Consider the following 16,346-nt stretch of genomic DNA (forward strand, 5'->3'; position numbering starts at 1 on the left):
TTCTATATGCAAGAACAAGAGCAACCAAAACTAAGAGATCTACTTGAATTCCCTTGTAGCTTTACCTACAAGGTAATGGGTGAAAACAAACCTGAACTTGCAGATCGTGTTGTAGAAGTAGTCCAACGCCATGCACCTGGCGATTACACACCTAAAGTTACCCCAAGTAGCAAAGGGACTTACAGCGCCGTTTCAATCAACATCACAGCGACAAGCATTGAGCAAGTTGAAACGTTATACAAAGAGTTAGGCGATATCGATATCGTTCGCGTTGTACTATAAACAACGACATCAGGCGGCGCACAACGTCGCCTGTTATTTCTATCAGTAAACCTTCTTATAATTCTCACTTATTATCCATAACTCCTTCATCACTCGTTAACAATACATCTGCACCAAGTTTAGGTATAATGCCCAGACCTAGCCTTCTTTATGATTGGCATCTTCATTAATATCTGGGTAGTAAATTGCACACAGCACTTATTATTAAAAACCTTGGTCGTCGTGATTACCAAACGACGTTCGATGCCATGCATGACTTCACCAATAACCGTACTGAAGACACAGCAGATGAAATTTGGCTAGTTGAACATTCACCTGTATTTACCCAAGGACAGGCAGGCAAAGTCGAGCACCTGCTCAACACAGGAGATATCCCAGTTGTACAAAGCGATCGTGGCGGTCAAGTGACTTACCATGGTCCCGGTCAACAAGTGGCTTATATCTTGATCGACTTACGCCGGAAAAAAATCGGTGTGCGTGATTTAGTCACACACATTGAAAATACGGTAATCAATACCTTATCCCGCTTTGGGATTCGCTCTAACGCTCGCCCTGATGCCCCTGGTGTGTATGTTAATAATCAAAAAATATGCTCACTTGGCTTGCGGATCAGACGTGGGTGCTCTTTTCACGGTCTGGCACTCAATATAAATATGGACTTGGCGCCTTTTCTTCGTATTAACCCATGCGGTTATGCAGGAATGGAGATGACGCAAACGGCGTTACTCAATGGCCCAACTGAACTGACGGAAGTTCAGCCTGTACTCGTTGAAGAATTAACTAAATTACTCGATTATCCGAAAGTCGAGTGGATGACGGAAAGCAATCAACCATGAGTAAACCAATTAAAATTGAACAAGGCGTCAAATATCGCGATGCCGACAAAATGGCTTTGATCCCTGTTCGTAATGTTGCGGATGAAGAAACGCCAAAAGAAGTGTTACGTAAACCTGAATGGATGAAGATTAAGTTACCGTCTGACAGCCAACGTATTCAGGAAATTAAATCTGCACTGCGTAAAAACAAACTTCACTCTGTGTGTGAAGAAGCCTCTTGCCCCAATTTAGCCGAATGTTTTAACCACGGTACAGCAACCTTTATGATCCTAGGTGCTATCTGTACGCGTCGTTGTCCATTCTGTGATGTAGCCCATGGTCGTCCACTACCACCTAATGCTGAAGAGCCAGCGCATCTTGCACAAACGATTGCTGACATGAAACTACGCTACGTAGTCGTGACATCAGTTGACCGTGATGACTTACGTGACGGTGGTGCACAACACTTTGTTGATTGTATTAATGAAATCCGCGCAAAAAGCCCAGACATTCATATTGAAACATTAGTACCTGATTTCCGTGGTCGTATGGATCGTGCATTAGATATCTTCCGTGATACAGCACCTAACGTATTCAACCACAACCTTGAAACAGCACCACGCTTATACCGTAAAGCCCGCCCGGGTGCTAACTACCAATGGTCTTTAGATCTGCTGAAAAAGTTTAAAGAGCTTCACCCAAATGTTCCTACTAAGTCAGGTTTGATGATGGGTTTAGGTGAAACCAAAGAAGAGATCATTGAAGTATTAAAAGATCTGCGTGCGCATGGCGTAACCATGCTAACACTGGGTCAATACTTAGCACCAAGCCGTCACCACTTACCGGTTGAGCGTTATGTACCGCCTGAAGAGTTTGATGAGCTGAAACAAATCGCTCTCGATCTTGGCTTTACTCATGCTGCTTGTGGTCCATTTGTACGTTCATCGTACCATGCTGATCTTCAAGCCCAAGGTGTAGAAATTAAGTAATCAATAACACTTAATTACAGCTGACCTAAAATACAGGTATAAAAAAACCGCTTTAAACAAAGCGGTTTTTTTTATCAAGCTAATGCTTACTTTTGAAAGCCAGCTGCAAATGCAGGTGCTGCTGATTCCAAAATATCATCAGTAACAGGCTTACCTTCACTATCTGTAATATTGATAGAAGTACGGTTACCTAAATCACCAACTAGAATACGGTATTTATCATCCGTCAGTTTCATTGGTTTAGTACCTAACTCTTGCCAGAATTCATCATCTGGTTCACGGTACTTAACATCAATTAAACCTTGTGAACGGTTACGATCTTCAACCGTAAAGCCAAGCTTTGATAATACGGTTGGTAGACGCTCCCACATGTCATCGTAAGATGCACGTGCAATCAGCACTGGTAAACCACTGCGATCCACGCCTAATGAAATTGGAACATGCTTAAGCTGTTGAGCCGCGGCTAAACGTGCTTGTTCACGAACATCTTCATCGTACTTAGACATGACTAGGTTAGTCATCAAAATGCTGTAACGACGCTTATTATCAGCCGTTACTGGCATTGTTTTACCGTCTTCACGCCAATCCGTTAAGATAATACGGTAGCTATTGGTTGATGGTGACTTTTCAATGCTGTAGCGACTACCAATCTCGCTATCTTCATCTTTGTTAGTCCAACTCACCCAATCAGTATCAATTTGATCAGCACTTTGTTTAGCAATGCCAATATTGTTTTTACTGATCAAGCTCTGAGTCACTTGCCATAACTTAGAAAGATCAGAGCTACGAGGCAATTGTACAGTCACACCATCTTGATCCACGCTTGAGCGCATACCAGGAATGAGATTTAAAACCTGCTGTGGTGGTCGAATATCAACGCTAGCGCCAACTTCGCCTTTAAAATTCTGGCTAGGTATAGCGTAAGCTGCACTACTAAAAGGGGCGGCCCCTGCTGGCAAAGTCCATGATTCTAAAGGTTGAGTTTCAAGATAGTTAAAATCCTGATTTGCCTGACGGCGAGCTTCTGACCCGCTAGAACAGGCTGACAAACTCGTTACCATGAATGCAGCTAATGCTAGCCGATATTTATAATTCATTTATGCTCCTGCGCTCCTACGCTTGTGCAACTTAAAGCACACCGGCATCCAAAAGAGCCTGCTTAACAATCGGTTGCTGTGACTCGCTTAAAACAGTTAGCGGAAGTCGTAAATCACCGTTTTCAATTAAACCTAGTTGATGCGCAGCCCACTTCACAGGAATTGGGTTAGCTTCAACAAATAAGTTGTTATGTAACGGCATTAAACGCTGATTAATTTCTTGTGCAGCGTCGATTTGGCCACTTAATGCAAGTTTAAACATTGTTGCCATGTCTGCTGCTGCAATGTTTGCTGTAACAGAGATAACACCGTGACCACCTTCAGCGACAAAATCTACAGCTGTAGCATCATCACCGCTTAATTGGATGAAATCTTCACCACAAAGTTCCCGTGTTTTTTTCACACGAGATAAATCTGCTGTTGCATCTTTAATACCGATGATATTTTCAATCTTCGCTAAACGCGCAACAGTTTCAGGTAATAAGTCTACCGCAGTTCGTCCCGGTACATTGTAAAGAATTTGCGGAATATCTGTTGCTTCAGCAATCGCTTTATAATGTTGGTATAAACCTTCTTGAGTCGGTTTATTATAGTAAGGCGTCACACTTAAACATGCCGCAACACCCGTACCAGAGAAAAGCTTAGTAATTGTGATGGCTTCATGTGTGGCATTAGCACCCGTACCTGCGATAACTGGCACGCGTCCATCAACATATTCCAGTGTTTTTAGCACCACTTTAATATGCTCATCAACCGTCAATGTTGCTGATTCACCCGTAGTACCTACGGCAATAATCGCATCAGTGCCTGCATCAATATGGTAGTCCACCAGCTTTTGCAGGCCGACATAATCTACTTCGCCTGTAGCGTCTAGTGGCGTTAATAGCGCAACCATGCTTCCTGTAAACATGTCCATCTCCCCTCTTCTTATATATCCAAACGGCTCTCTCACCATCACCTTGTGGGGATCTATGCTAAAGCGGTTAGGGTATAACTTTGTCATGGTACTTTTGAGTGACTATAAACTCAAGCAAAGGCTGAGTGAAAACAGTGAACTAACGAGCTTTATCGTCTGCTTTCGTCACAATTTTCGACTTTGAAAGTTAAATCTTGAACAACAGAATAATATAGGTACTTTTTTGTTCAAAAAGCCACCAAAAACTGCGCGAAGTCTTCGCTTTTTTCTAACGAAATTTGCAATCGTTTCAGCATGACTCTGTGCTAACATGCTTAGATAATTCTTTAACACTGAAGACCAACATGGAACATTACCTTGTCATAACTGCTGTAGGTACTGATCGCCCAGGTATCTCTGATGAGATCACCCATCTCGTCACTCAATGTGGCTGTAATATTATCGATAGCCGTATTGCCCTTTTTGGTTCTGAGTTTACCCTGATCATGCTGCTATCGGGTAACAACAATGCGATTTCTCGTATTGAATCAACGTTACCGCTAAAAGGCCAAGAGCACGATCTGATCACGGTAATGAAACGTACAAACAAGCATAAGCAGCGCTTCTTCCCCTATACGGCAGATTTCCATGTTGAAGCAAATGACAGCCCGGGTCTGATCAAGCAATTTACTCATTTCATGGCAAGTCGTCATATTGATATTTCAGCATTAAGTGCAAATACACTTGAGAGTCAATCTGAAGGCGTAATGAACCAGCTAGTGCTTCAAATAAACACTAACTTGCCGGAAAACTGTAATTTAATGACGCTACAAGAAGAATTTGAAACCTTGTGCCAATCAGTTGCAGCTTCTGGTTCAGTGAATTTTATTGGTCATAAAAGCTAACTAAAACGTACATAAACTTCATTGTCAGCCTTAATTTATTCAGACACCTTGGTGTATTGAATCACAATAACTAAAAGGATATTTCTTATGAATACGCTCACAGCTGGCACACCAGCACCGGCATTTACTTTAATGAATCAAGATAACGAGCCTGTTAGCCTAAGTGATTTTAAAGGTAAGAAAGTATTGGCTTATTTCTATCCGAAAGCCATGACGCCAGGCTGTACAGTTCAAGCATGTGGTCTACGTGACAGCAAAGCTGAACTTGATGAGAAAAATGTGGTTGTACTTGGTATCAGTATTGATCCAGTAAAACGCTTACCTAAATTTATTGAGCGTGATAACCTTAACTTCACCCTATTATCTGATGAAGATCATGCCGTTGCAGAACAATTTGGGGTGTGGGGCTTAAAGAAGTTCATGGGGCGCGAATATGACGGTTTACACCGTATCAGCTTCTTAATTGATGAAAATGGCACCATTGAACATGTCTTTAACAAGTTCAAAACCAAAGATCACCATCAAGTGGTATTAGATTATTTAAATCAATAAGCATCACTTAAACATGCTCATTGATAGATATAGAAAAGGCCGCATCTTGCGGCCTTTTTCATAGGTTATACTTGCTCTACATCATCAAGTTCATCTTCAGCAGAAAGCAATGCGCCCCATACAGCTTTGACTAATGTGGCTAATGGGATTGCGAAGAATACGCCCCAGAATCCCCACAAACCGCCAAATACTAAGACTGCGACAATAATCGCAACTGGGTGTAAATTCACCGCTTCAGAAAATAAAATCGGCACTAATACATTGCCATCCAATGCTTGAATAATGCCGTAAGCTAACAGTAGCCACCAGAAATCCGGCGTCCATCCCCATTGAAATAACCCCACCATCGCAACAGGCACAGTTACAGCTGCCGCACCGATATAAGGGATCAAGACAGATAGACCAACCAGCACGCCAAGTAACACGGCATAACGTAAGTCCATCACCGCAAAAGTAACATAACTCGCGATGCCAACAATTAAGATTTCAATGACTTTACCGCGAATATAATTCGAGATCTGCTCATTCATTTCACTGCCGACTTTACTCGCTAGACGACGGTTTTTAGGTAGCACTTTTAGTAAGGTCTGCATCATTTCATCTTTATCTTTTAATAAGAAAAAGATCAGCAATGGCACCAGAATCAAATACACACCTAATGTCGCAAGGCTAACTAATGATGCCAGTGAGCCTTTTACAACGCTTTCCCCCATTCCCAGTACTTTTTCACGTAAGTTATTCATCAAATCGACAACTTGCGCAGGCTGGACAAAATCAGGATAACGCTCAGGCAGGCTTGATACATACACTTGTAAGTCATTAAACATCTTCGGCACGTCTGCCGTTAAATTCACCACCTGATGCCAAATAGTCGGCACTAAACCAAACAATGCTAAACTCATTAATCCAGCAAAGAGCAGTAAAACTAGCATCACAGAGAAGGTTCTCGGCAGCCCTAGTTTGGTTAACCTTGCAACAGGCCACTCTAATAAATACGCCAATACAATTGCGACTAGTAGTGGCGTAATTAAGCTACCAAAGAAGTAAATCGTAAGAAAACCACCGAGCAAAATGGCGACTAAGCTGACGGCATGGGGATCTGAGAATCGACGCTGATACCAGCGATTTAACATGTTCAACATGTAGAGACGTGTCCTTTTTTCACTAACATGACAAGCTGAGTATTATCGTTAACTACAGTGTCAATAATGTATCCATGGTTAAGCAAGAAACGAGGAATATCGCTTCTTGCACCGCTGTCAGAAATACGCAGTTCAAGCTGTTGTTCAGAAAGAAGTTTTGCGCACGCACGTTTTGCTAGCAACAGTGCCAATGGGCAGCGTTGTGTCGTTAAATCAAGCGATAAAATTTCCATTGCTTTGAGTGACAGAGATTTTCTATTGCCGTATTGTAACCTCAAGCACAACCAAGATGCGAGATAGATAAAGGACATGATTCACAATAACGAACCTATGGAGTCATTCGTTGTCCTAACTCTTTAGATATTAAAGATAACTTACAAGGTGGTAGTATCTTTCCCATGTTTCGATTTACCAAAGCACCAACCTATCTTTTGCTTTCTGCTCTACTTAGTAGCAGTCTTCCAGCTATTGCTAGTGATGCTAATCGCTTACCTGAAATGGGGACGACTGCCGCCTCGACGTTAACTATTGATAAAGAGCTGGAATATGGCGACGCTTATATGCGGATATTAAGTGCCAGCCAGCCGGTGATTAACGATCCGCTATTGTCTGACTATGTTCAATCACTCGGTCATAAACTGGTTGCCAGTGCAGATGATGTGCGTACACCTTTTAATTTCTTTTTAATTCAAAACCCAGAAATTAATGCGTTTGCTTTCTTTGGTGGTTATGTCGCTATCCACTCAGGACTGTTTTTGCATGCCAAAACCGAAAGTGAGCTCGCCTCTGTCATAGCCCACGAAATCGCTCACGTTACCCAACGCCACTTAGCGCGAAAAATGGAAGCCGACGCTAGAAACTCTCCGATCACTATGGCGGCATTAATTGGTTCATTATTATTAACCGTTGCTGCACCAGAAGCGGGATTAGCGGCAATGCACGCAACGACAGCTGCTGGTATGCAAGGGCAAATCAATTTTACTCGTAGTAATGAAAAAGAAGCAGATCGCATTGGGATCAAAACATTGGCAAAAGCAGGCTTTGATGCACATGCAATGCCGCGCTTTTTTGGTCGCTTAGCCGATCAATATCGCTATACCTCTAAACTACCAGCAATGTTACTCACTCACCCACTGCCAGAGTCCCGTCTCACCGATAGTCGTATGCGTGCTCGTAACTACCCAACAGTGATACTGCCACCTTCTGAGCGTTACTTATTAGCGCGTTCCCGTATCGTGGCACGTAATGCTAACTTTAGTGAGGCATCGTCACTAAACTGGTTAAATAGAGAACTGAAAAAAGCCGCGCCAAATCGTCGTAATGAACTCAATTACGGCAAAGCGCTGGTCTATCTTGATAATGGTAAATACAAACAAGCACATCAATTATTAGACCCATTATTGGCAAGTGAACCCAATAACCTGTTCTTTATTGATGCGGCAACTGATCTTGATCTGTACCAAAAGCAATATGACCGTGCAATTTCACGTTTAACAACAGCACTAAAAGGCAATCCAAACAGTAATGTACTGCGCTTAAATTTAGCTAACGCCTATTTAGAATCAGGAAAATATCAGCAAAGTATCCAAATTCTAAACCGTTATGCTTACGATCACCCCAAAGATACCAATGGCTGGACATTACTGGCGAAGAACTATGCCAAGCTCGGTAATCGTAGTGCAGAGCTTGCAGCATTAGGCGAACTACTGGCGCTTCGTGCTCAATGGGATAAAGCCATTAATAACTATACTCAAGCTGCGCAAATGGCAAAGCTAGGCTCAATGGATCAAGCTCGTTACGATGCCCGTATTGATCAACTACGCTTTGAGCGTCAACGATTTAAAGCACTACAGAAATAAATTTTAGTAGCCAGCGTATTTAATACGATTACAATAACTACATAACAATTAAGTAAAAAAACAAATCACGCATAGAATTAGGAGATGTCATGTCAGTTACTATTTATCACAACCCTCGTTGTTCAAAAAGCCGTGAAACGTTAGCGCTATTAGAAGAAAAAGGCATTACTCCAACGGTTGTAAAATACCTTGAACAAACACCTAGTGTGGCAGAGTTAGAAACGCTGTACCGTCAACTCGGTTTAGAGTCTGTGCGTAAAATGATGCGAACGAAAGAAGCGGAATATAAAGAGTTAGGCTTAGGTAACGATGATGTTACTGACAGCGCATTATTCACAGCAATGGCAAGCCATCCAAAACTGATCGAACGCCCTATTGTCGTCAATGGTGATAAAGCTGCATTAGGTCGTCCACCAGTGCAAGTATTGGATATTCTATAATGCAGAAAATCTTAGTCCTTTATTACAGCAAACACGGGAACACTCGCCAATTAGCCCGTCATATTGGTCGTGGTATTGAACAAATCTCTGGCTGTGAAGCGGTACTAAGAACGGTTGCTGATATTAATCCAAATGATCATCAGCAACCTTACACGGATCCTTTGGTCTCTCATCAAGATCTAAAAGAGTGTATTGGGCTAGCGATGGGAAGCCCTGTACGTTTCGGTAATATGGCCGCACCACTGAAACACTTTATCGATAGCACCAGCCAACAATGGTTATCAGGCACATTGATAGATAAACCTGCTTGTGTGTTTACTTCATCTTCGTCTATGCATGGTGGTCAAGAAACCACGTTGCAATCGATGCTTTTGCCCTTGTTACATCATGGCATGTTAATCGTGGGGATTCCGTATTCAGAGCCAACCCTGCATACCACGCAGCATGGCGGAACTCCATACGGTGCTTCGCACCTCAATACAGGCACCAATAAGCAATTGCATAAAGATGAAATTGAGTTAGCACAAGCATTAGGAAGACGCTTAGCACACACGGCAACGCTACTTCATCACTCCTGATATTAATGGCTTACGAAAAGGATGATTCGATGCCTCCAATGCAACCTCGCACTTTATTTGTCCACCGATTTGCACTCTGTGCCAATTTAAGTTTGATGCTATGGGTAGCCCTATGGCAGATCGTGATCTCTCCTCATCCACATTTAAATAATTGGGTAATGGCTGCGCTTTGGATATTGCCGATGCTATTACCTTTACGTGGCATGCTAGCAGCGAAACCTTATACCCATGCATGGTCGAACTTTATTTTAATGTTCTATTTCTTACATGCATTAACCATTTTGACCATTGATGAAGGGGAACGCTGGTTAGCAGCCATTGAGTTTATCATCGTCTCTGTTGCGTTTCTCAGTAACATTCTTTTTGCCCGCCTTCGAGCTAAAGAATTAGGAATAAAGTTACAACGCTTATCGCAAGTAGAACGAGAAGAGCGTGAACGTTTTGAGCCACCAAAAGAATAATTCAAAGACTAAAAAGCCCTCACACTGAGGGCTTTCTTACTGTAACGCTAAACGAAATTTAATTATGCCAAGTATAAATATTGTCTGGCGCTACATAGTTCTCGCTTTGTTGTACTGGGGGCTGTACTTGAGTTGCACTAACATCAACGGCATTTGATGAAGTACTCACATCAGTTGCAGGTACTGTTGTTACCGCTGAATTATTATTAGTTACAGCATAATCATCTGCACTAATGCGGTTATCATGACTCAATTCACGTTTAAACTCTGCCGTTGATGCTGACAAGTTCATGCGGAAAATGACTTTGTCACCTTTAATATTTACAGCATTTGCACTACTTACTGTCGTCATATGATTAAGCATGCGCTCTAACGTAAAGAAATCTTCTGTTGAGTTAACATTATCAACTTCAATATTCACTTTACCTGCAGCACTACTCCCCAATGCTAAGGCATATTTTTGCGCCAGATGATTAGCAACCTGATTCATCATATCGCTGCTTGCTTGTGCTAATGTACCGCTGGCTTTACCTGTGATGGGCTGGGTGTCTGTTGCAATTGTGCTCGGCTTTTGCGTATATAATTGCCATGATAATTCAACCTTGTCATCACCTTGCTGAATCGCCTTTACTAATAGCAATCCACCAGCGTTATAGCGCTTACTCGCACTTGAAATAGGATCGACAAAACTGCCCCATAAGTCAGATACGTGCAGTGCAGTTACATCATTAAAATCACCAATAGGGAAAGTAACAGGTACACCACGAACATTCGCAGCTTGTTTGGTGTCAGCCACTAAAGCATTAGCCGATTGATCCCACAGAATATCACGACTATTACCGTTATCATCAACCATCCAAACTAAAATATCAGGACGCTGTTCACTCCAGTAATTAGCTTTTGCTTGCGTTAATAATTGTTTAATTTGCACCTTATCAAAGGTTAAGTTTAGCGTCTGCTGACCATTGTCTTGACCATAACTAAACTGGCTAACATAACCCGAACTGTTTTTTAACGCTTGAGCTACGACAGTATTCTTAGCAATATTTTGATCACCCGTCACTTTGATCAGCACTTGTTTAAAGCCCTGCTCTCGTGCTGTTTGATCAGCATTCTGTCCATCAGCTGGCATGACTACTTGAGCCTGATATAAATTACTAACCGTCGCAGCTTTAATCGGTAAAGCCAGTAACGCTAAAAACAACAACGCAAATCGCAACATAAAGCACTCATTATTTACTAAAGTAAGTTGGCAAAAAGAAATTGAACATCAGCGAGCTCCTAAACCGATTGACGTCTTGTATAGAAACACGGCTTACCATCAATTTATCCTACAATATGTACTTTTTCCTGAACCAAAACAATACAGCCTGCAAGAAACAAACCACATGCTTTAAAAAACTTCTCTAGTCACAAATATCAGTCATTAAATAATTAGCAGTTTTTTTCTCTTAACACACTAGGTAATCGTTTGCTTTTTGTGATAGCATTGCGCGATTTTTTTATGACAAGGTGATTTTGAGTATGATGCAGGTATTACAAGGTGCCCAAATGTTATTCGTCGCATTTGGTGCTCTCGTTCTTGTTCCGTTACTTACTGGGCTTGATCCCAATGTGGCACTTTTTGGTGCTGGTGTAGGAACCCTACTTTTTCAGCTTGTTACCAAACGTTCTGTTCCTATCTTCCTAGCCTCTTCTTTCGCATTTATTGCACCAATTATGTACGGTATCCAAGCTTGGGGTGTTGCAAGCACCATGGGTGGCCTAATGATGGCGGGTATCGTTTATGTCATTTTGGGTGGCATTATCAAAGTTCGTGGTGTGGGATTTATTCATAAACTGCTACCACCTGTGGTTGTTGGCCCAGTGATCATGGTCATCGGTTTAGGTTTAGCGCCAGCTGCTGTAAATATGGCTGTAGGTAAAACAGGTGACGGTGGTGTTCAGCTTATCGCACATGACACTGCGCTATGGATTTCAGCCATTTCATTAATCGTGACTATTGGCTTAAGTGTGTTTGCCAAAGGCATGCTAAAGCTAGTACCGATTGTAGGTGGTATCACTTCAGGCTACTTAGCAAGTTTAGCGTTCGGCGTCGTCGATTTTACTCCAGTTCATAATGCGAGTTGGTTAGCACTTCCTAACTTCACTTTCCCTGAGTTTAATATTAACGCAGTCCTTTTCATGATCCCTGTTGCCATTGCACCTGCAGTTGAGCACGTAGGTGACATGCTAGCGATTTCCAACGTAACAGGTAAAGACTACCTGAAAAAGCCAGGCCTACACCGCACAATGGCGGGTGACGGTATTGCGACGATTGCAGCCTCTATGGTAGGTGCACCGCCTAATACTACTTACTCTGAAGTAACGGGTGCGGTAATGCTAACCAAAGCATTTAACCCTGTGATCATGACATGGGCGGCAATTACGGCATTAGTGTTAGCGTTCGTTGGTAAATTAGGCGCAATGCTACAAACCATCCCTGTACCTGTAATGGGCGGGATCATGATCTTGCTATTTGGCTCTATTGCAACCGTTGGTCTAAATACGCTGATCAAAAACCAAGTCGATTTACACAAAGCCCGTAACCTTGTGATTGTTGCAGTAACGCTAGTATTTGGTATTGGTGGGATGGCATTTGGTATTGGTGAGTTCAGCCTGCAAGGTGTGAGCTTATGCGGTATTGTTGCGATTGTTCTGAACCTAATCTTGCCACAAGATTTAGGTGAAAATCATATCGTTGATAATGCGCAAATTGAAGATACAGAGCATCTATAATGAATGCCACCATAGCGAGAGTAGCTTAGCTCTCGCTTACTCTTTTCGTTAATAAACACGAAAAACAGCAATAAAAAAACCGGACATCACGTCCGGTTTTTATTTAAATCTTGTTTACTAATTACTTAGTACCGAAGATCTTATCACCGGCATCACCAAGACCCGGAACGATGTAGCCTTTGTCATTTAGCTTCTCATCGATAGCTGCTGTGTATAGTTCAACATCTGGGTGTGCTTTTTCTAGTGCAGCAATACCTTCAGGTGCTGCCACTAATACTAGAACTTTAAATTGCGTACAACCGTGCTCTTTTAAAAGATCTAGTGTCGCAATCATAGAACCACCAGTTGCCAACATCGGATCAACAACCAGCGCAATACGCTCATCGATGTTTGATGCTAGCTTGTTGAAATATGGTACAGGCTCAAGTGTTTCTTCATCACGGTAGATACCAACAACACTGATACGTGCACTTGGCATATGTTCAAGTACGCCGTCCATCATGCCAAGACCAGCACGAAGAATAGGTACTACCGTCACTTTTTTACCTTTGATTTGGTCGATCTCAACTGGACCGTTCCAACCATCAATGGTCACTTTTTCTGTCTCAAAGTCTGAAGTCGCTTCATATGTCAGTAGGCTACCAACCTCAGTTGCTAACTCACGGAAACGCTTAGTGCTGATGTCACCTTCGCGCATAAGACCAATCTTATGTTTAACCAGTGGGTGTTTTACCTCAACAACTTTCATCTTCTGACTCCCGAGCAAATAAAAAATAAAATCGCATTATTATATACTAAGCCAAACGATTGCTGATAGTGGTAAACGTTTGACTGTTTACTTAATATCCAGTCAAAAAAAATGACGCAAACGTTTTCCTTTAGGCTGTGACTGCTGTTATCATACCCCTGCTTTTTTACTTTAATACGTTGAGGGATCATCTGTGAGCAACAAAAACTCTTCTCTTAGTTACAAAGATGCTGGTGTTGATATCGATGCTGGTAATGCATTAGTAGACCGTATTAAAGGGGTGGTAAAGCGTACGCATCGCCCAGAAGTGATGGGGGGAATTGGTGGTTTTGGTGCACTTTGTTCACTGCCAACCAAATATAAAGAGCCTGTTTTAGTATCAGGTACTGATGGCGTAGGTACTAAACTTCGCTTAGCGATGGATTTAAACAAGCACGATTCTATCGGTATCGATCTTGTTGCTATGTGTGTTAACGATCTTATCGTTCAAGGTGCAGAGCCTCTGTTCTTCCTTGATTACTACGCGACAGGCAAACTGGATGTTGATACAGCAGCAAGTGTTGTAACAGGCATTGGTGAAGGCTGTATTCAATCAGGTTGTGCATTGATCGGTGGTGAGACTGCTGAGATGCCAGGCATGTACCACGGTGAAGATTACGATGTTGCTGGCTTCTGTGTCGGCGTCGTTGAAAAAGCCGATATCATTGATGGTTCAAAAGTAACAGCTGGTGATGCTCTTATCGCTGTTGGTTCAAGTGGTCCTCACTCAAACGGTTACTCACTTATCCGTAAGATCATTGAAGTTTCAAATGCTGACTTAAACGAAGAGTTAGAAGGTAAAACACTTTCTGATCACCTGTTAACACCAACTAAGATTTACGTAAAATCGACGCTAAAAATGATGGAAAGCTGTGATGTTCACGCGATTTCTCATATTACTGGCGGTGGTTTCTGGGAAAATATCCCACGCGTGCTACCAAAAGGCACAAAGGCTGTTGTTAATGGTGATAGCTGGCAATGGCCTGCCATCTTCAACTGGCTACAAACGGCAGGTAATGTAGAAACTTACGAAATGTACCGCACGTTCAACTGTGGTGTTGGTCTAGTTATTGCCCTACCTCAAGCACAAGCACAACAAGCCATTGATATCCTGAATGCTGAAGGCGAAAACGCATGGCTATTAGGTGAAATTGCCAATGCTGCTGAAAACGAAGAGCAAGTTGAGATCAAATAATCCCATGAATAATATCGTCGTCCTTATTTCAGGTAGCGGCAGTAATCTTCAAGCGATTATTGACGCATGCAGCAATGGCTTAATTAAAAACAGTCAAATTACTGCTGTGATCTCAAATAAAGAGAATGCGTACGGGTTAGAGCGTGCACGTACTGCCAATATTGAAGCGATACATATCGCACCTAAACAATATGACAACCGTGAACAATACGATGATGCATTGGCTGAACGTATTGAGCAATTCAACCCAGATGTGGTGATCCTTGCTGGTTTTATGCGTATTTTAAGCGGTGATTTTGTCCGTCGCTTTAAAGGGAAAATGTTAAACATTCATCCCTCTTTATTGCCTAAATATCCAGGATTAAATACCCATCAACGTGCGATAGATGCAGGCGATACTGAACATGGTACTAGCGTGCACTTTGTTACAGAAGAGCTCGATGGCGGACCTGTTATTCTGCAAGCAAAAGTTCCTATTTTTGCCAATGATACCGTTGAAGAAGTAACGGCTCGGGTACAAAAGCAAGAGCATGCAATTTATCCGCTTGTGACTCAGTGGTTAGCTGAAAAACGCTTAACCATGGTTGATGGCAAAGCCGTGTTAGATGGTGAAACGCTTCCCCCCCAAGGTTACGCAGCCCAATAAAAACAAAAGGCGATCATCTGATCGCCTTTTCTCTTTCAGTTTATCGCATTTCAGTCATATCGATTACAAAATGACGCAGCTATTTCTCTTCAGCCACCAGCTGATTAAATACAGGCTCACCGCAATGGAACACAATAAACTCTCCTGTTGCCATTTTGTGCCAATTTTCATCATTGGTTAAAGGCTGAGTTGCAATCACTGTCACCACGTCTTTAGGTGTCGTTTCTTGCTGAAAATCAATCGTGACATCTTCATCAATAAGAGATGCTTTACCAAACGGCGCGCGACGAGTGATCCAATGTAAGTTATTAGTACAATAGGTAAGTACGTACTCACCATTACTTAATAACATATTGTAAACACCAAGCTGACGTAACTGATCACAACACTCTGCAAAATAGCTAAAAACAGGATTCAAATCATCAGGCAGTACCGGGAATTTCGTTTCAAGTTGATTCAATAACCAACAAAAAGCGATCTCACTGTCAGTATCACCGACCGCTTGATGCCTGCCTGTTTCTAAACTCTCATATCCCGTCAACTGACCATTATGCGCAAAAGTCCAGTAATTTCCCCATAACTCGCGAGTAAATGGGTGGGTATTTTCTAAATTCACCGCCCCTCGGTTGGCTTGGCGAATATGACTCACCACTGCACGACTCTTTATTGGGTACTCTTGGACAAGTTCAGCAATACGCGATTGACAGCTTGGGTTTGGATCTTTAAACGTACGAAAGCCTTTACCTTCATAAAAGGTAATACCCCAACCATCACGGTGAGGGCCGGTATTGCCCCCACGCTGCATTAAACCGGTAAAACTAAAACAAATATCGGTTGGCACATTTGCGCTCATGCCTAGCAATTCACACATATTCCTTTATGCCCTTTTGTTATTCATTAACGATACTTCTCAACGGTCAGTGCT

General features: G+C 42.3%; 19 protein-coding genes. 12 read left to right on the top strand and 7 right to left on the bottom strand.

Going from position 1 to position 16,346, the window contains the following annotated elements:
• Window positions 1-6: 6 nt before the first annotated feature.
• The 3 genes from ybeD to lipA all read left to right on the top strand — a co-directional run bounded on the left by ybeD (window position 7) and on the right by lipA (window position 2,086).
• Window positions 7-282, top strand: a complete 276-nt coding sequence (ybeD, locus tag E5A76_RS17855) for a DUF493 family protein YbeD (protein ID WP_053986490.1) — start codon at window positions 7-9, stop codon at window positions 280-282.
• Between the two features lie 185 nt (window positions 283-467).
• Complete coding sequence (gene lipB / locus E5A76_RS17860; protein WP_107167420.1) at window positions 468-1,118, top strand: lipoyl(octanoyl) transferase LipB; 651 nt, start codon at window positions 468-470, stop codon at window positions 1,116-1,118.
• Window positions 1,115-2,086, top strand: a complete 972-nt coding sequence (gene lipA / locus E5A76_RS17865; RefSeq protein WP_053986488.1) for a lipoyl synthase — start codon at window positions 1,115-1,117, stop codon at window positions 2,084-2,086. Before lipB ends, lipA begins: the two co-directional genes overlap by 4 nt.
• Before the next feature lie 86 nt (window positions 2,087-2,172).
• Here lipA and bamC read toward each other — a convergent pair whose 3' ends face one another.
• The gene (bamC, locus tag E5A76_RS17870) at window positions 2,173-3,183 is read right to left on the bottom strand and encodes an outer membrane protein assembly factor BamC (protein ID WP_161119745.1); all 1,011 of its coding nucleotides are present in this window, start codon (window positions 3,181-3,183) and stop codon (window positions 2,173-2,175) included.
• 31 nt (window positions 3,184-3,214) lie between these two features.
• Entirely contained in the window at window positions 3,215-4,093 is an 879-nt protein-coding gene (gene dapA, locus E5A76_RS17875; protein ID WP_053986486.1) for a 4-hydroxy-tetrahydrodipicolinate synthase, read from the bottom strand.
• A gap of 350 nt (window positions 4,094-4,443) precedes the next feature.
• Here dapA and E5A76_RS17880 point away from each other — a divergent pair, with 350 nt between their 5' ends.
• Together E5A76_RS17880 and bcp are read left to right on the top strand one after the other, a co-directional pair.
• The gene (locus tag E5A76_RS17880; protein ID WP_161119746.1) at window positions 4,444-4,983 is read left to right on the top strand and encodes an ACT domain-containing protein; all 540 of its coding nucleotides are present in this window, start codon (window positions 4,444-4,446) and stop codon (window positions 4,981-4,983) included.
• Window positions 4,984-5,070: 87 nt separating this feature from the next.
• Window positions 5,071-5,535 (top strand): thioredoxin-dependent thiol peroxidase, encoded by a 465-nt coding sequence (gene bcp / locus E5A76_RS17885; RefSeq protein ID WP_008986282.1) that lies wholly within the window; start codon window positions 5,071-5,073, stop codon window positions 5,533-5,535.
• A gap of 65 nt (window positions 5,536-5,600) precedes the next feature.
• On the opposite strand, the gene E5A76_RS17890 is transcribed toward bcp, so the two are convergent.
• Window positions 5,601-6,677 (bottom strand): AI-2E family transporter, encoded by a 1,077-nt coding sequence (locus E5A76_RS17890; protein ID WP_043129017.1) that lies wholly within the window; start codon window positions 6,675-6,677, stop codon window positions 5,601-5,603.
• Window positions 6,671-6,910: a sulfurtransferase TusA family protein gene (locus E5A76_RS17895; RefSeq protein WP_053986483.1), complete on the bottom strand. Its 240-nt coding sequence runs from the start codon at window positions 6,908-6,910 to the stop codon at window positions 6,671-6,673. The genes E5A76_RS17890 and E5A76_RS17895 overlap by 7 nt, the downstream gene beginning before the upstream one ends.
• A gap of 165 nt (window positions 6,911-7,075) precedes the next feature.
• Between E5A76_RS17895 and bepA the strand changes: the two genes are divergently transcribed.
• The 4 genes from bepA to E5A76_RS17915 all read left to right on the top strand — a co-directional run bounded on the left by bepA (window position 7,076) and on the right by E5A76_RS17915 (window position 10,015).
• The gene (gene bepA / locus E5A76_RS17900) at window positions 7,076-8,536 is read left to right on the top strand and encodes a beta-barrel assembly-enhancing protease (protein ID WP_161119747.1); all 1,461 of its coding nucleotides are present in this window, start codon (window positions 7,076-7,078) and stop codon (window positions 8,534-8,536) included.
• Window positions 8,537-8,625: 89 nt separating this feature from the next.
• Complete coding sequence (arsC, locus tag E5A76_RS17905) at window positions 8,626-8,976, top strand: arsenate reductase (glutaredoxin) (protein ID WP_161119748.1); 351 nt, start codon at window positions 8,626-8,628, stop codon at window positions 8,974-8,976.
• Window positions 8,976-9,554, top strand: a complete 579-nt coding sequence (gene wrbA / locus E5A76_RS17910) for an NAD(P)H:quinone oxidoreductase (protein WP_161119749.1) — start codon at window positions 8,976-8,978, stop codon at window positions 9,552-9,554. Before arsC ends, wrbA begins: the two co-directional genes overlap by 1 nt.
• Before the next feature lie 29 nt (window positions 9,555-9,583).
• Window positions 9,584-10,015 carry a DUF2069 domain-containing protein gene (locus E5A76_RS17915; RefSeq protein WP_053986480.1) on the top strand — a complete coding sequence of 144 codons (432 nt, stop codon included), beginning with the start codon at window positions 9,584-9,586 and terminating at the stop codon, window positions 10,013-10,015.
• A gap of 58 nt (window positions 10,016-10,073) precedes the next feature.
• On the opposite strand, the gene E5A76_RS17920 is transcribed toward E5A76_RS17915, so the two are convergent.
• Window positions 10,074-11,237: a DUF2066 domain-containing protein gene (locus E5A76_RS17920; protein ID WP_161119750.1), complete on the bottom strand. Its 1,164-nt coding sequence runs from the start codon at window positions 11,235-11,237 to the stop codon at window positions 10,074-10,076.
• A gap of 302 nt (window positions 11,238-11,539) precedes the next feature.
• On the opposite strand from E5A76_RS17920, the gene E5A76_RS17925 reads away from it, so the two are divergent.
• Window positions 11,540-12,793 (top strand): uracil-xanthine permease family protein, encoded by a 1,254-nt coding sequence (locus E5A76_RS17925; RefSeq protein WP_107167429.1) that lies wholly within the window; start codon window positions 11,540-11,542, stop codon window positions 12,791-12,793.
• A 121-nt stretch (window positions 12,794-12,914) separates the two neighbouring features.
• Here E5A76_RS17925 and upp read toward each other — a convergent pair whose 3' ends face one another.
• Window positions 12,915-13,541 (bottom strand): uracil phosphoribosyltransferase, encoded by a 627-nt coding sequence (gene upp, locus E5A76_RS17930; protein ID WP_008986273.1) that lies wholly within the window; start codon window positions 13,539-13,541, stop codon window positions 12,915-12,917.
• Window positions 13,542-13,734: 193 nt separating this feature from the next.
• Here upp and purM point away from each other — a divergent pair, with 193 nt between their 5' ends.
• Together purM and purN are read left to right on the top strand one after the other, a co-directional pair.
• On the top strand, window positions 13,735-14,775 hold the full coding sequence (purM, locus tag E5A76_RS17935) for a phosphoribosylformylglycinamidine cyclo-ligase (protein ID WP_008986272.1): 1,041 nt from the start codon (window positions 13,735-13,737) through the stop codon (window positions 14,773-14,775).
• Between the two features lie 4 nt (window positions 14,776-14,779).
• A complete protein-coding gene (gene purN, locus E5A76_RS17940) occupies window positions 14,780-15,421 on the top strand; it encodes a phosphoribosylglycinamide formyltransferase (RefSeq protein WP_161119751.1) in 642 nt (213 codons plus the stop codon).
• A 79-nt stretch (window positions 15,422-15,500) separates the two neighbouring features.
• Here purN and E5A76_RS17945 read toward each other — a convergent pair whose 3' ends face one another.
• Complete coding sequence (locus E5A76_RS17945) at window positions 15,501-16,292, bottom strand: class II glutamine amidotransferase (protein ID WP_053986475.1); 792 nt, start codon at window positions 16,290-16,292, stop codon at window positions 15,501-15,503.
• Between the last annotated feature and the right edge of the window lie 54 nt (window positions 16,293-16,346).

This window comes from Photobacterium lucens, from assembly GCF_009873615.1.
Classification (GTDB): Bacteria; Pseudomonadota; Gammaproteobacteria; order Enterobacterales; family Vibrionaceae; genus Photobacterium; species Photobacterium lucens.

Bases quoted from the DNA above. Each gene is read 5' to 3' on its own strand.
- ybeD (WP_053986490.1), top strand. From the start codon at position 7: ATGCAAGAACAAGAGCAACCAAAACTAAGAGATCTACTTGAATTCCCT.
- lipA (WP_053986488.1), top strand. From the start codon at position 1,115: ATGAGTAAACCAATTAAAATTGAACAAGGCGTCAAATATCGCGATGCC.
- E5A76_RS17915 (WP_053986480.1), top strand. From the start codon at position 9,584: ATGCCTCCAATGCAACCTCGCACTTTATTTGTCCACCGATTTGCACTC.
- purN (WP_161119751.1), top strand. From the start codon at position 14,780: ATGAATAATATCGTCGTCCTTATTTCAGGTAGCGGCAGTAATCTTCAA.
- wrbA (WP_161119749.1), top strand. From the start codon at position 8,976: ATGCAGAAAATCTTAGTCCTTTATTACAGCAAACACGGGAACACTCGC.
- bepA (WP_161119747.1), top strand. From the start codon at position 7,076: ATGTTTCGATTTACCAAAGCACCAACCTATCTTTTGCTTTCTGCTCTA.
- dapA (WP_053986486.1), bottom strand. From the start codon at position 4,093: ATGTTTACAGGAAGCATGGTTGCGCTATTAACGCCACTAGACGCTACA.
- bcp (WP_008986282.1), top strand. From the start codon at position 5,071: ATGAATACGCTCACAGCTGGCACACCAGCACCGGCATTTACTTTAATG.
- E5A76_RS17895 (WP_053986483.1), bottom strand. From the start codon at position 6,910: ATGGAAATTTTATCGCTTGATTTAACGACACAACGCTGCCCATTGGCA.
- bamC (WP_161119745.1), bottom strand. From the start codon at position 3,183: ATGAATTATAAATATCGGCTAGCATTAGCTGCATTCATGGTAACGAGT.
- E5A76_RS17890 (WP_043129017.1), bottom strand. From the start codon at position 6,677: ATGTTGAACATGTTAAATCGCTGGTATCAGCGTCGATTCTCAGATCCC.
- arsC (WP_161119748.1), top strand. From the start codon at position 8,626: ATGTCAGTTACTATTTATCACAACCCTCGTTGTTCAAAAAGCCGTGAA.
- E5A76_RS17920 (WP_161119750.1), bottom strand. From the start codon at position 11,237: ATGTTGCGATTTGCGTTGTTGTTTTTAGCGTTACTGGCTTTACCGATT.
- E5A76_RS17880 (WP_161119746.1), top strand. From the start codon at position 4,444: ATGGAACATTACCTTGTCATAACTGCTGTAGGTACTGATCGCCCAGGT.
- E5A76_RS17945 (WP_053986475.1), bottom strand. From the start codon at position 16,292: ATGTGTGAATTGCTAGGCATGAGCGCAAATGTGCCAACCGATATTTGT.
- upp (WP_008986273.1), bottom strand. From the start codon at position 13,541: ATGAAAGTTGTTGAGGTAAAACACCCACTGGTTAAACATAAGATTGGT.
- E5A76_RS17925 (WP_107167429.1), top strand. From the start codon at position 11,540: ATGATGCAGGTATTACAAGGTGCCCAAATGTTATTCGTCGCATTTGGT.